The following is a 14051-nucleotide window of genomic DNA, read 5'->3' as shown; positions in this document are numbered from 1 at the left end:
AAGGAAGCGAAAATAAATGATTCATTCAAATTCAGAAGGAGATATCTATATAGAAGAAATGCCTCTCCTCCTCGTCCATCTGCGCGAGGAGGAAAAAGGCGCGGATGCGCGCCTTTCGGAGGTGTTATCCTATGCGCTGGACGGCTACGCCTACGAGACAGCGATGGAAATCAGTGCTTTTGAAGATTATGTAAACCGATGGAGGCGCCTGGAGAAGACACAGAATCGAAAAAATCCAGTCCAGGGACGTATCCTGTTTGCCGTGCCCCTTGGCACATCTGGCATCAACCTGGAGCTTTACCGTCTGATTCGTTTCCTGCGGGAACATCCGGATTTTCTGAACGGTTTTGTCGGCGGACTTTTGGTGGACAGTGAAAATGACCTCTATTCCAAATCGGCGGCGAAGGATCTGGTATTTGCCGCTAACTGTGCGGGCTGCGCGTTCGTGGGACGCCCGCTCGTCGAGGGCACGCGGACACTTTCCAATTACACGATCGTTTCCAATAATCTTGGAACCGATCTGATGGGGGCATACCGCGAGAGCGCAGCGGGGCTGGTCAAAGAAGTACTGGGAACGGATTGCGTCAGGAAAAAATGTCCGAAAGTATTGGTATTGCACGCGTCAAGCCACAAGACCTCCAACACCTACGCGATCTGGGACCGGGTGAAAGAACAGCTCCCGGAGATGGAGATCCGGGAGATAGGGCTTCGAAACGGTACGCTTTCCGACTGCGCCGGATGCCCGTACAAGATGTGCCTGCATTTTGGCGAGCAGGGAAGCTGCTTCTACGGTGGAGTGATGGTCGAGGACGTCTATCCGGCAGTCCGCGAGGCGGATGCCATCGTGATGCTCTGTCCAAACTACAACGATGCGCTGTCGGCAAACCTGACTGCGTTCATCAACCGCCTGACTTCGCTGTTCCGGACGACGCGGTTTTATGACAAAGCGCTGTTTGCGGTGGTTGTGTCGGGCTATTCCGGAAGCGATATCGTGGCGGAACAGCTTATCGCGGCGTTAAATATGAACAAAACCTTCTATCTGCCGGGGCACTTTGCGATGATGGAGACGGCAAACAATGCCGGGGCAGCGATGCAGCTGCCGGGGATTGAGGAACGGATGAATGCGTTTGCGGAGAGAATCCGGGAGACGCTATTATATAGGTAAAGAGGCGTTATAAGCAGGGCAGCGTCACTGGGAGAGTTTGTAACTGTTCACAGGTAGGAATTTTTTGAACTGAAAATTCCGTACGATACAGTTCCGGCAGCAGATTTTGCCGATTTGGAATGCGTAGCATCGGCAAAATCCCGTTGCTGGGCACACGTGTGTGAACAGTAACGAGAGTTTCACATCTGCTATAAAATTCTTTACAGATTTCATGAAACTAAGTATACTATATAAATATGCAAAAACTGTTTTACTCAGGCTAAAAGCTATGTGAAATTGTACTATTTAAAGAGGGAGAAAGGCAGAAATGAAATCCTGGAGACGAACATTAGCGATAGGCTTTATCATAGCGATAACTTCGCAGCTTTATTGGAACGTATTTGTCAACAATTTCCGTGTGTCAGCGTCGGTTATCCTGCTTCCGGTGCTGATTATGACAGTCGGAAGCCAGATTCACACGATGACGATCTGTACGGTGACGTCGATCATTGTTTTTTTATTCCGAATTGTGATATATTATCTGCAGGGAATGCCATCCGAGATGCTGGTACAGCTTGCGATGCCCGGAGCATTCTTTTATATCGTGTACGGCATGATGTTCAAGCTGCAGATCCGGAATAAACATATCGCGAATCTGGAAAATGTGATTGCGGCGGCATTTTTCTGTGACTTATGCTCGAATATATTCGAAAACTTCCTGGCGGCGCTTCTTAAAAACAATGCGATGCCGGGACCGGATATAATTCAAAAGCTTTTTATGATCGCCGCAGTCCGCACACTTTTTGTGGCACTGGCACTGATCGGAGAACAGCAGTACCGGCTTCTTCTTACGAAAGCGGATCATGAGAGCCGTTATCAGCGGTTATTTCTTATGACAACGGGACTCAAGACTGAGATTTACCTGATGCATAAGAACACCGAGGAGATCGAGCGCGTCATGAGCAATGCATACAAGCTCTATGAGCAGATTCTGGAAAAGGATCTTCCACGGGAAATGCAGCAGATGGGACTTGAGATAGCGCGGGATGTCCATGAGATCAAGAAAGATTACATCCGCATCATTCAGGGCATTGAGGAGGCGATCGAGGAAGAGTCGAACGAGGAAACGATGAGCCTGCAGGATCTTCTTCGGATTCTGGAATCATCCACCTACCGGACCATGGCGGAGAAAAAGCTGGATATCCGTCTGATGTTTGACTGCCGGGACAATTTTATGACGCAGGAACACTACCAGCTTATGACGATTCTCAAAAATTTGGTAGGAAATGCGGTGGAAGCGATCGAATCGACGAAAAAAAGTGGGATGATCTGGATTCGGGAGTACAAAAAAGATGGCAATTATGTGTTTGAAGTAGCGGACGACGGACCGGGAATTTCAGAAAAACATCTCCCACGGATTTTCAATATGGGATATTCAACGAAGTTTGATGAAAAAACCGGCAATATATATAGAGGCGTCGGGCTCTGCGGTGTGAAAAACGCGGTAGAGGAGCAGTTTGAAGGTAGTATTTCAGTGGATTCGGAAGAGGGAAGAGGAACGAAATTCCATATTGAGATACCGATAGCGAAATTGGAGGAAATAGAGTAAATGGAGATTTATATTGTTGAAGATGATATGTCAGTGATCAGCGTCCTGCAGGATATTATTGAAGATAATGATCTGGGAATTGTCTGCGGAACTTCAGAGGGACAGCCGGCGGATGTGGATGATATCCTGGCAAAGAATCCGGATATGGTTCTGATTGATTTCCTGATGCCGGAAAAGGACGGTGTTCAGGTCATGCGCGAACTGCGGGAAAGAGGCTGCAAGGCAAAATGCATCATGATTTCCCAGGTGGCGGCAAAAGAATTGATCGGCAAGGCATACGATGCGGGCATTGAGTTCTTCATCAGCAAGCCAATCAATATCATTGAGGTAAAATCGGTCATCCGTAATGTGGATGAGCAGATCAAGAATGAGAAAACACTGACGAATATTAAGAAAATGTTCATGGCAGAGATCGCGGATATGCCGAAGGAGAAGAAAAAAGATGACGGTTACGGCAGAAAGGTGCTTTACATTTTAAACCGTCTCGGCATGTCCGGCGAGAAGGGCGGCGACGATATCCTTCGGATCTGCGAGTATCTGCACAACAACGGACGCCCGATCTCCCAGGTCAGCATCGGTCAGCTCTGCGAGCTTTTGAGCGATGCGCCGAAGAACATGGAGCAGCGTGTCCGCCGTGCGATCGCGGTCGGCATGTCGAACCTGGCACATTTGGGTATTGAGGATTTCATGAATGAAACCTTTACTGCATACTCCAGCACCCTGTTCCCATTCGAGGAAATCCGGGCAGAGATGGATCACATTCGCGGTAAACGCCGTTACGGCGGCAAAGTCAGCATCAAAAAGTTCATCGACAGCCTGATGCTGGCGGTAGATCGTGAGGTATAACGGGTAGATTTACAAAAATTTCCAATCTGTTTATCATAAGTTAAAAAAATGTTATAAAAATTTTATGTTTTTATGATGGATCTTGTAGTTTTTTGTCGGGGCTACAGTATTATACACCTGCGAGCAAGAAAAAAAATAGGTTGGAGGTAGTTGTATGAAGACAATCGAGCTTGATATGTATCAGGCAACCGCAGTTGCGGCACTTGTACTGTTACTGGGACGTATTCTGGTAGCTAAAATTTCTATTCTTCGTCGGTATTGTATTCCGGCACCTGTAGTTGGTGGTTTCCTTTATGCAATTGTTCATACCATCGTAAGAGGCATGGGCATTCTGGAAATTTCCTGCGACATGACACTTAAAAACGTATTCATGGTAGCTTTCTTCTGTAGCGTAGGTTTTACAGCATCCTTCCGTATGCTGAAGAAGGGCGGCGTTCAGACAGTTGTATTCCTGGCTCTGTCAGCTGTTATGGTAATTCTTCAGAACGTCCTGGGTGCTGGTCTGGCAAGCGTATTTGGTCTGGATCCTCGTCTGGGTCTGGCAACCGGTTCCATCCCGATGGTAGGTGGTCACGGTACTGCTGGTTCCTTCGGACCGTTACTTGAGGAATTAGGCGTAGCAAATGCGAGCGTTGTAGCTATCGCTTCCGCTACTTATGGTCTGGTTGCAGGCTGCGTAATCGGTGGTCCTATTGCAACTGCTAAGATCCGTAAGTACAAACTGTCCGCAGTTGCTGAGGCAGCTACTAAGACTGAGACTGTAGAGACAGATGAGACTGGTGCAATCGATTCCGCTAGAATCCTTGACGGTCTTCTGTACTTAATCGTTGCTATCGGTGCTGGTACTATCGTATCCATGTTCCTTGGCAAGTTTATGACATTCCCGTTCTACATCGGCGCAATGTTAGTTGGTGCTATCATCCGTAACATCATGGATGTTCAGAACAAAGAGATCCCGATGGAAGAGATCAGCACACTGGGCGGTGCTTCCCTTTCCGTATTCCTGGGTCTGGCTATGATCGATATGAAGCTGTGGCAGTTAGCTGAGCTGGCTGTACCGATGGTAGTTATGCTTCTTGCACAGACAGTACTTATGTTCTTCTATGCAAACTTCGTTGTATTCAACGTACTTGGCAAATCCTACGATGCTGCTGTTATGACCAGTGGTTTCTGTGGATTCGGTATGGGTGCTACCCCGAACGCTATGGCAAACATGCAGGCAATCACCGGCGTATATGGTCCGGCTCCGACTGCATTCATGGTTGTTCCGCTGGTAGGTTCCTTATTCATCGACTTTGTAAACGCAACTATCCTGACAGGATTCATCAGCTTCCTGGGCTAATAGATGCGAATTTCAAGAGGTCTGCTTTTCGGCAGGCCTCTTTTTTTGTGTAATAGGAAATTCCTTGGAATTTTCTATCACACAAAAAGGAACTAATGTGCCAATGATACGTACTCGCGCGAAGATGCAGGTTGTCGCAAGCGACCGCGCGAGACGCCCGAATGTGCCAGGACACATTCGTTGTCCATCTCCGAGTTATAATCAGGAACAATATAACTCCATAAGCAAATAATAATAACATCTATAACACTATTTTTATTTGATTCTGACGAAGAAATGATCTATAATACATTATAGAAACAGAAAAGTTCACAAAAACAATTTGGAACCAGAGGGAATTATGTACAAGATTGATGAAACCATCGTCAAGTATTTGTGGTAACCATAGTTCAGTGAACTATTCAAACTTATATACATATCAGGAGGTATTATCCAATGAGCAAGTATGTTGACAGAGTTCTTGCAGAACTCAAAGAGAAAAACGCACATGAAGCCGAATTCCTTCAGACAGCAGAGGAAGTATTATCCACTCTGGGTCCGGTTGTAGATGCACATCCGGAGTACGAGAAGGTTGCTCTTCTTGAGAGAATGGTTGAGCCGGAGAGAACTATCGAGTTCCGTGTACCGTGGGTTGATGACAACGGTGCTGTTCATGTAAACCGTGGCTATCGTGTACAGTTCAACGGCGCTATTGGACCGTACAAAGGAGGCTTACGTTTCGCTCCTTCTGTAAACCTGTCTATCATGAAATTCTTAGGCTTCGAGCAGACTTTCAAAAACAGCTTAACAACCCTGCCGATGGGCGGTGCTAAGGGTGGTTCTGACTTCGACCCGAACGGCAAGAGCGATGCAGAGGTTATGAGATTCTGCCAGTCCTTCATGACTGAGTTATATCGTCACATCGGACCGGACGTAGATATCCCGGCTGGTGACCTTGGTGTAGGTGCTCGTGAGATCGGTTACCTGTATGGTCAGTACAGAAAGATCCGTGGTGCATTCGAGAACGGTACTATCACTGGTAAGGGAATGTCCTTCGGTGGTTCTCTGGTACGTCCGGAAGCAACTGGTTTCGGCGCTGTTTACTATGTAGAAGCAGTTATGAAACATGAGAACGATGACATCAAAGGCAAGAGCGTTGTTGTATCTGGTTTCGGTAATGTTGCTTGGGGTATCTGCAAGAAACTGGCTGAGCTGGGTGCTAAGGCTGTTACCCTGTCTGGTCCGGACGGATACATCTACGATCCGGAAGGTGTTGTAACTGAAGAGAAGATCAACTACATGCTGGAGATGAGAGCATCTGGACGTAACAAAGTTCAGGATTACGCAGACAAGTTCGGCGTACAGTTCTTCCCAGGTGAGAAACCGTTCGGCGTTAAGGCTGACATCGTTATGCCGGCTGCTACTCAGAACGACGTTCGTATGGAAGAGGCTCAGAAGATGGTTGCTAACGGCCTTAAGTACTACATCGAGGTTGCTAACATGCCAACTACCAACGAAGCTCTTAAGTTCTTAATGGAGCAGAAGAACATGGTAGTAGCTCCGTCCAAGGCTGTTAACGCAGGTGGCGTTCTTGTATCTGGTCTTGAGATGAGCCAGAACAGCGAGAGATACAGCTGGACAGCAGAGGAAGTTGATTCCAAACTTCATCAGATCATGACTGGTATCCATGATGGTTCCGCAGCAGCAGCTGAGAAATACGGCTTAGGCTACAACCTGGTAGCTGGTGCTAACATCGTTGGTTTCCAGAAAGTTGCTGACGCTATGATGGCTCAGGGTATCTGCTGGTAGTCAGTAGTTCCCCATACCATATGGAGTGAATGTATAAGTAATATAATTGCATAACGCAGTTACATAAAGAGACTGCTGATTCGGACAACCTGGCGACAGGAAGTCCGGCTCAGCGGTCTTTTTTGCGTAATAGGAAATTCCTTGGAATTCCCTATTACGCAAAAAGGCACTAACGTGTCAAGGAATAATTCTTCCCTCCCACACATAAAATAGTAATGGTAATTTTTGACAGTCTATCTAAGACGTAAATGTTCAAGCAGGGAGGAGAATGAGAGAATGAGAAGAACAAAAAAGACGAAAAAAACGAGAATGCAGGGACACATGGCAGTAGCAATTTCCATGGCGATGGCGGCAGGGCTGGCGCTGACGGGATGCGGCAGTACCGGAACGACAGGAGTATCGGCAGAGACATCTGCGGGAGGTAAAAATGAAGCCGGGAGGAATACTGCCGGTAACACAGCAGGCGGACAGGAAGAAAGTCAGAGTGGGGCTGGCGCTGCGCAGGTGACAGACACGAAAAAGGGCGGAAAGGATGGCGGAACCAGCCTCATTTTCACGACGGGAGGCGATCAGGGTACATATTATGGATTTGGCGGCGTGCTTGCAGGAAAGATAGGGGAATCGACCAGCACTTCGGTGACGGCGATCACATCGGGCGGTTCGCAGGCAAATATCGAGGCGCTGGATGCACATGATGCGGATTTGGGATTTGTGCAGTCGGATGTCATGGCATATGCCTACAATGGTACGAATCTCTTTGAAGAATATGGAAAAGTTGCTGATTTCTCGACCGTGGCGGCGCTCTATATGGAGCAGGTGCAGATTGTTACGCTGGATCCGTCGATTCAGTCGGTAGCCGATCTGGAAGGCAAAAATGTTTCGGTCGGCGCGGCGGGGTCAGGCGTCTATTATAATGCGGTGGATGTGCTGGGAGCATATGGATTGGATATCGAAAAAGATATAAATCCGACGTATCAATCCTTTGGGGACAGCGCAGAGGCGCTGCAGGATGGCAAGATTGATGCGGCATTTGTCGTAGCGGGTGCACCGACGACCGCAATCACCTCCCTGGCAGCGACGAAGGATGTGTATCTCGTCAGCCTGGACGATGAGCATATGGATCAGCTGATTAAAGAATCGCCATATTACAGCAAAAACACGATCCCAGCGTCCGCGTATGGAACGGATGAGGATATCAGGACGGTGGCTGTCGGTGCGGTAGTAGTGGCGCGCGATGACGTTCCGGCAGAGGATATCTATAACTTCTGCTATGGCGTCTTTGAAAATATGGATTCCATCAAGGCGGCGCATGCGAAGGGAGCGGAGCTGAACCTTGAATTTGCCACTTCGGTCACAGCGGTTCCGTATCATCCGGGAGCAGCGGATTATTTCGCAGAGAAAGGGATGGAGGTGCCGGTGAAATAAGGGGGAAACCCAGAAATGAAGTATGAAAGGGGGTTATACGAATGGGTGAATGGAAGGAAAAGAAAAACAGGGCACCAGATCTAAAATACCTGGAACGTGAAAGCCTGAAAAAGGGCGATTCGGACACAGGGACAGCTGCGGATGTTGAGTTAGTCATGAAAAAATATGACCGCGAGTCCAACACGCGCGTCTGGCAGGGGAAACCAGCATCGATCATCCGGTGGCTGTCGGTATTATTTTCCGTTTACAGCATTTATGTGACGCTTTTCAGTACCGCCTTGCCGGAAATCCGGTTGTCGATGTTTCTGGGAATGATTCTGATTCTCGGGTATCTGCATTATCCGATTCAGAAGGGAGACGGACGCATCAACCATATGCCGTGGTACGACTGGGTTCTGATGGCAGTGGGGGCGGTTCCATTTTTCTATTTTGCGGCGAACGCGCATGCGATCATTAAGCTGGCGACGCGGGTCACGAAGAATCCGGTTATGGTGCTGATGGCGATTCTGGCGGTGCTCTCGCTGATGGAACTTTGCAGGCGTTGTGTGGGAATCCCGATTCTCTGTGTGGTCGGTGCACTGCTTGTATATACATTTGCGACGGTGCGTTTTGGAAAGGTTATTTATGATTTATTTTACACGACGAGCGGAGTTATGAATACGCCGATCAATGTCTGTGCAAAATATATTGTGGTCTTTATCATTTTCGGGGCGTTTCTGGAACGGACGGGGATCTCGAATTTTTTTATCGACCTGGCGAACTGTCTCTGCGGTTCCTCGGCGGGCGGTCCGGCGAAGGTGGCGGTTATCTCCTCGGCGCTCTGCGGGATGGTATCGGGATCTTCGGTTGGAAATACTGTCACAACGGGTTCGGTCACGATCCCGATGATGAAAAAATGTGGTTACCGCCCGGAATTTGCCGGAGCAGTGGAGGCGGCTGCTTCGACCGGCGGGCAGATCATGCCGCCAATCATGGGCGCGGCAGCATTCCTGATGGCAGAATATATGGGCGTGCCGTATGCGACGGTGGCGCTGAAAGCGATTCTTCCGGCAGTGCTGTATTTTGCGGGTATTTATATCGCAGTGCATCTGGAGGCACAGAAACTGGGACTTCGTGGAATTCCGCGGGAGGAACTGCCGCAGATGCGGGTGCTGATGAAACAGATCTATCTGCTGGCACCGTTGATTGTGCTGGTGGTGCTGGTATCGACAAATACATTTACGATGCAGTTTTCTGCGTCGGTAGCGATCTTTGCCGCGATTGCGGTCGGTGCTCTGAACCGGAATAACCGGATCACGCTGAAAAAGATTGTGGATGCGCTGGAGGCAGGCGGACGCGGCACGATCACGGTGGCGGTTGCCTGTGCGATGGCGGGGCTGGTGGCTGGATGTATCACATCGACCGGTCTGGCATCGAAGCTGATCACGGCAATTGTGGCAGTTTCCCAGGGAAAACCGCTGATCGCGCTGTTCCTGACGATGTTATGCTGTATCGTGCTTGGCATGGGCGTTCCGACGACGGCAAATTACTGTATTATGGCGGCGACCTGTGCGCCGATTCTGATTGCACCGGAGATCGGGATCAATCTGGTCTGCGCGCATTTCTTTGTTTTCTATTTCGGAATCGTGGCGGATATCACACCGCCGGTGGCATTGGCAGCTTATGCGGGTTCCGCGATCGCGAAAGCGCCTCCGATGAAAACGGCGCTCAATGCGACGCGGCTGGCGGTTGCCGCTTTTATCGTGCCGTATATTCTGGCATTTAACCCGGCGATGGTATTCATCGACACGAATGCACTGCAGGTTGTGCAGATCTGCATCACCTCGCTGCTCGGTATCTTCGGGATTGCGGCGGCGCTTAACGGTTTTCTGTTTGGATGGCTGTCCGTTGTAGAGCGGCTGGTTTTGATCGTGGGCGGTCTGTGCATGATGGATCCGGGCGCATGGACGGATCTTCTGGGACTTGTGTTGTTTGGCGGTGTGACATTCTGGCAGAAGAACCATGGATTGGAGAAAGATGCGGAGACGGGTGTTGGATGAATGAATTTGCATTGCAGTTTACATAACGTGTAAACTGTGATGTGAAGTGTGTGTAAACGTAGACCGCACAGGCGCAGGCATGTGCGGTCTTTTGTGGCATAGGAAACTTCGGGCGGTTTCAGCAAGGTATGTTTTTTGTTTCCGGTGGGATGTTTGCAAACCAGAGGCTGTGAATCGGGCGGTAGCGAATCGATTTTAAGATAATTTTCACAAATTCACTCTGGAAATATCGGGTGGAATATGGTTAAATAGTCAATAGAGTTTTGCCACCCAAAAGAGTGTAGAAGGAACGGAAAGGAGAAATACCAGGATGGATGAGAATAAAGAGTTGGTAGAGACAATGGAGGACTATGCCGAGGAGCTGGAGGCGTCTTTCAAGCGTCTGCATGAGGGCGATATTGTGACTGGCACGGTTGTTGCAGTGACGGACGACCAGGTGCTGGTGGATTTGAAATATTTTGCTCAGGGCGTGATTGACCGTGAGAATCTGAGCAATGATCCGGATTTTAATATGAAAGAAGAGATTCAGCCGGGCGACCTGCTCACGGCAACGGTAATTCAGACCGACGACGGCGAGGGCAATGTCGTTTTATCCCGCAAGGAGGCGAATGACAGGATGACGTGGGAACATTTCCGTCAGCTGCTCGATGAGCGCACACCGCTTGAGGTTACTATTTCCGAGGTCGTAAACGGCGGTGCGGTTGCGATGGTGGAAGGCGTGCGCGGCTTTATACCGGCGTCGAGACTGGATGCAGCGTATGTCGAGGATCTGGACAGCTGGAATGGAAAGAAGATTCCGGTGCTGGTGATTGAGGCGGATGAGGAGAAGAAACGTCTCGTCCTGTCCGGCAGAGAGTTGGCGAGAGAAAAACAGGATGCGGAGAAGAAGAGCCGGATTGCGCGTTGTGAGACCGGCGCGATCATGGAAGGAACGGTCGAGACAATCAAGCCATACGGCGCGTTTGTTCTGCTGGAAAATGGCTTAAGCGGACTGGTACACGTTTCCCAGATGAGTAAAAAGCGCGTGGAGAATCCGGGTGCAGTCGTAAAGGTGGGACAGAAAGTGACGGTGAAAATCCTGTCTACCGCAAATGGCAAACTAAGCCTTAGCATGAAAGAGGTAGAGCCGGACGAAGCGCCGGAAGAGGAAGTATTTAATTATCATGAGTCAGGCGAGGCGACAACCGGGTTTGCTGAGCTGTTAAAGGGCTTTAAATTTGACTAAATAGCAGTAAAGGAGAGGGAAAATTGAATATCCCTGAGACGTATAATCAGCTTGACCAGTGGACGACAGTCATGTTTCTGTACAATTCTGCCCTGAAAGCGATTAACACGAAAATTGAAATTCTAAATAACGAGTTTATTCATTTATATAATTACAATCCGATTGAGCACATCAAATCGCGCCTGAAAACACCGGAGAGTATCGTCAAGAAGCTTAAACGCGGTGGACATGAGGTGACGATCCCGAACATGATTGAGCATCTGAGCGATATTGCGGGCATCCGTATTATCTGCTCGTTCAGCCCGGATATTTACCGAATCGCGGAGATGATCGCGCGTCAGTCGGATGTGACAGTGCTGGTGGTGAAGGATTATATCAAGAATCCGAAGCCGAACGGCTACAAGAGTTACCATATGGTTGTGACGATCCCGATTTATCTAAGCGATGGTCCGGTGGATACGAAGGTGGAGATCCAGATACGGACGATAGCGATGGATTTCTGGGCAAGTCTGGAACACAAGATTTATTATAAATTTGAAGGAAATGCGCCGGATTATCTGGAGCAGGAACTGAAAGCCTGCGCGGATATGGCGGATATGCTGGATAATAAGATGTTTTCCCTGAATCAGGCGATCACGAAGATTGCGGAGGAACAGGCGAAGGAGAAGGAAGCTGCGAAAGTGGCGGAGGAAATGAAGAAAGCAGAGCGGGAGGATGTGCCCGCGGGGAACGAGCAGGAGCCGAAAGACGGGAAACGGAGCGGGGAATCTGCGTCCGGGAACCGGAAAGAAGCCGGAGAGTAAGAGACGAAGAAAATGAAGATACGCAGGCGGATGGGTGAGACAAAGCAGATTGTTCAGGTAAATGGGGGGAATATTCTGCTGTTTGAGCTGGCTTTCCGTTTGCTCACGCTGCCGCTTCTTTTGCAGGCAGTGGCGGCGCTGTTCCGGCTGTCGGTGCGCGCGTCTGGCTACAGTTATGTGACGGTCAGCAATCTGGTTTCCTACCTGCTGCGGCCGGTTACGATCGCGATTCTGGTTTTGATGGCAGCGATCCTACTGGTGGGAGTTTCCATCGAGGCGGCGGGACTTCTGGCGGCATATCAGGCGGCGGCACTCTCGCGGAAAATGAGCGCTTTTTCGATGTTTGCGGCAGGCATCCGTCTGACGGTATCAGAGATCCGAAAGCGGAATCTGAGGTTGTTTCTGGTGCTGGCGGTTCACGGCCTGGTGCTTCATTCATTTTTGATTTACCGGATGTTATGTCATGTGAAGGCGGTCAAATTTATCCTTCCAGCGCTTCTGGCGGAGAACTGGGGGCGGCTTTTACTGGTTGGCGTGATTGTTGGCGCGGTTGTGATTTCACTTCCGACGATTTTTATCTGTTTTGGCTGTATGCTGGAGCAGCGGTCGTTTCGGGGCGGATTTCTGCGAAGCAGGGAGCTGCTGCGCGGTAATCGGGTACAGGTAGTTGGGACGCTTGTTTTGTGCAATCTGGCAGTTACGGCGGTAACGGTGGTGCTCTATCTGATTGCGGTTGTGATTGTGGCGGTGTTTGCTGTCTGGTTTGCGGACCGGCGTCTGGAATTGATTCTGGTTTTAGAGGCGCGCGACCGGATCGAGATGGTTTTGATGCCGCTCATGAGCATCGCGCTGATGTCGGTCAATTATGGCGCATTGACGGTGTTATATGTGCAGCTGGACCGGAAACGTCAGAACAAAGAGCGCTGGAAGTTTGAAGCTGGCGAACATGCGGGTCTTCCGTGGATGAGCCGCCGCAATCGGATGGCGGCGCTGGCACTTCTGACGGCATTGAGCGCCGGAGCAATGTACGACGCTTTTTACCGGGGCAATGTGCTGGCGGCGGATCAGCTGAGGGAAGTGCAGCTCACAGCGCATCGGGGCGCATCGACGAGCGCACCGGAGAACACGATGCCTGCGATGGAGGCAGCGGTCGATCAGATGGCGGATTTTGCAGAGCTGGATGTGCAGGAGACGCGGGATGGTGTGCTGGTATTGTTCCATGACAGCACTCTGGAGCGGATCGACGGGACGCGGCGGACGATCCGATCGCTTTCCTGGGATGAGCTGCAGCAGGTAGATGCCGGTGGCTGGTATTCGGAGCAGTACAGCGGGACGCGGATTCCGAAGCTGGAGGACGTTATCGAATATGTCAGGGGACGGATGATGCTGAACATCGAGATCAAATATGCCGGCGCGTCCAGCGATCTGCCGGAAAAGGTCGTGGACTGTATCCGGGAGAATGATTTCGTGGAACAGTGCGTCGTGACATCGACGAGTCTTTCTTATTTAAAGCGGGTGAAGGCGGCGGATTCGGATATTTATACGGGCTATATCCTGTCGGCAGCATATGGAAGCTATTACGAGGATGATGCGATCGATTTTATCAGCCTGATCTCCAGTTCAGCGAACCGGAAGCTGGTCGAGCGCGTCCATGCCTGTGGTAAGGAGGTTCATGTCTGGACGGTCAATAAAAAGAGTGAACTGGAGCGAATGAAGATGATCGGCGTCGATAACATCATCACCGACCGGCCGATCCTGGCGCGGGAGGTCATTCTGGGCGAGGAAAATGCGGAGAATCTGCTGGCGCGGCTGAGGGCGCTGCTGCGGTAA

10 protein-coding genes are annotated in these 14051 nt (G+C 49.9%); all 10 read left to right on the top strand.

The window, feature by feature from the left end:
* The first annotated feature begins 16 nt into the window (after positions 1-16).
* Positions 17-1165 carry a flavodoxin family protein gene (locus C7U56_RS06390; protein WP_233430209.1) on the top strand — a complete coding sequence of 383 codons (1149 nt, stop codon included), beginning with the start codon at positions 17-19 and terminating at the stop codon, positions 1163-1165.
* 307 nt (positions 1166-1472) lie between these two features.
* Positions 1473-2753, top strand: a complete 1281-nt coding sequence (locus tag C7U56_RS06385; RefSeq protein ID WP_107000642.1) for a sensor histidine kinase — start codon at positions 1473-1475, stop codon at positions 2751-2753.
* Entirely contained in the window at positions 2754-3599 is an 846-nt protein-coding gene (locus C7U56_RS06380; protein ID WP_022359963.1) for a DNA-binding domain-containing protein, read from the top strand.
* Between the two features lie 154 nt (positions 3600-3753).
* Positions 3754-4941 carry a sodium/glutamate symporter gene (gltS, locus tag C7U56_RS06375; RefSeq protein WP_107000641.1) on the top strand — a complete coding sequence of 396 codons (1188 nt, stop codon included), beginning with the start codon at positions 3754-3756 and terminating at the stop codon, positions 4939-4941.
* A gap of 435 nt (positions 4942-5376) precedes the next feature.
* Positions 5377-6729, top strand: a complete 1353-nt coding sequence (gdhA, locus tag C7U56_RS06370; RefSeq protein ID WP_107000640.1) for an NADP-specific glutamate dehydrogenase — start codon at positions 5377-5379, stop codon at positions 6727-6729.
* A 276-nt stretch (positions 6730-7005) separates the two neighbouring features.
* Positions 7006-8154 carry a TAXI family TRAP transporter solute-binding subunit gene (locus tag C7U56_RS06365; RefSeq protein ID WP_233430208.1) on the top strand — a complete coding sequence of 383 codons (1149 nt, stop codon included), beginning with the start codon at positions 7006-7008 and terminating at the stop codon, positions 8152-8154.
* Positions 8155-8195: 41 nt separating this feature from the next.
* Positions 8196-10193, top strand: coding sequence for a TRAP transporter permease (locus C7U56_RS06360; protein WP_181357190.1), 1998 nt, complete (start codon positions 8196-8198; stop codon positions 10191-10193).
* A gap of 310 nt (positions 10194-10503) precedes the next feature.
* Positions 10504-11418: a S1 RNA-binding domain-containing protein gene (locus tag C7U56_RS06355; protein WP_107000639.1), complete on the top strand. Its 915-nt coding sequence runs from the start codon at positions 10504-10506 to the stop codon at positions 11416-11418.
* 23 nt (positions 11419-11441) lie between these two features.
* Entirely contained in the window at positions 11442-12221 is a 780-nt protein-coding gene (locus C7U56_RS06350; protein WP_107000638.1) for a GTP pyrophosphokinase, read from the top strand.
* Positions 12222-12233: 12 nt separating this feature from the next.
* Positions 12234-14051, top strand: a complete 1818-nt coding sequence (locus C7U56_RS06345; protein ID WP_107000637.1) for a glycerophosphodiester phosphodiesterase family protein — start codon at positions 12234-12236, stop codon at positions 14049-14051.

The sequence above is a fragment of the Clostridium fessum genome, from assembly GCF_003024715.1.
GTDB lineage: Bacteria > Bacillota > Clostridia > Lachnospirales > Lachnospiraceae > Otoolea > Otoolea fessa.
The sequence above is the reverse complement of the archived record's forward strand: the minus strand, read 5'-3'. Positions and strand labels throughout refer to the sequence as shown.

Bases quoted from the DNA above. Each gene is read 5' to 3' on its own strand.
- gltS (WP_107000641.1), top strand. From the start codon at position 3,754: ATGAAGACAATCGAGCTTGATATGTATCAGGCAACCGCAGTTGCGGCA.
- C7U56_RS06345 (WP_107000637.1), top strand. From the start codon at position 12,234: ATGAAGATACGCAGGCGGATGGGTGAGACAAAGCAGATTGTTCAGGTA.
- C7U56_RS06385 (WP_107000642.1), top strand. From the start codon at position 1,473: ATGAAATCCTGGAGACGAACATTAGCGATAGGCTTTATCATAGCGATA.
- C7U56_RS06365 (WP_233430208.1), top strand. From the start codon at position 7,006: ATGAGAAGAACAAAAAAGACGAAAAAAACGAGAATGCAGGGACACATG.
- C7U56_RS06360 (WP_181357190.1), top strand. From the start codon at position 8,196: ATGGGTGAATGGAAGGAAAAGAAAAACAGGGCACCAGATCTAAAATAC.
- gdhA (WP_107000640.1), top strand. From the start codon at position 5,377: ATGAGCAAGTATGTTGACAGAGTTCTTGCAGAACTCAAAGAGAAAAAC.
- C7U56_RS06380 (WP_022359963.1), top strand. From the start codon at position 2,754: ATGGAGATTTATATTGTTGAAGATGATATGTCAGTGATCAGCGTCCTG.
- C7U56_RS06355 (WP_107000639.1), top strand. From the start codon at position 10,504: ATGGATGAGAATAAAGAGTTGGTAGAGACAATGGAGGACTATGCCGAG.
- C7U56_RS06390 (WP_233430209.1), top strand. From the start codon at position 17: ATGATTCATTCAAATTCAGAAGGAGATATCTATATAGAAGAAATGCCT.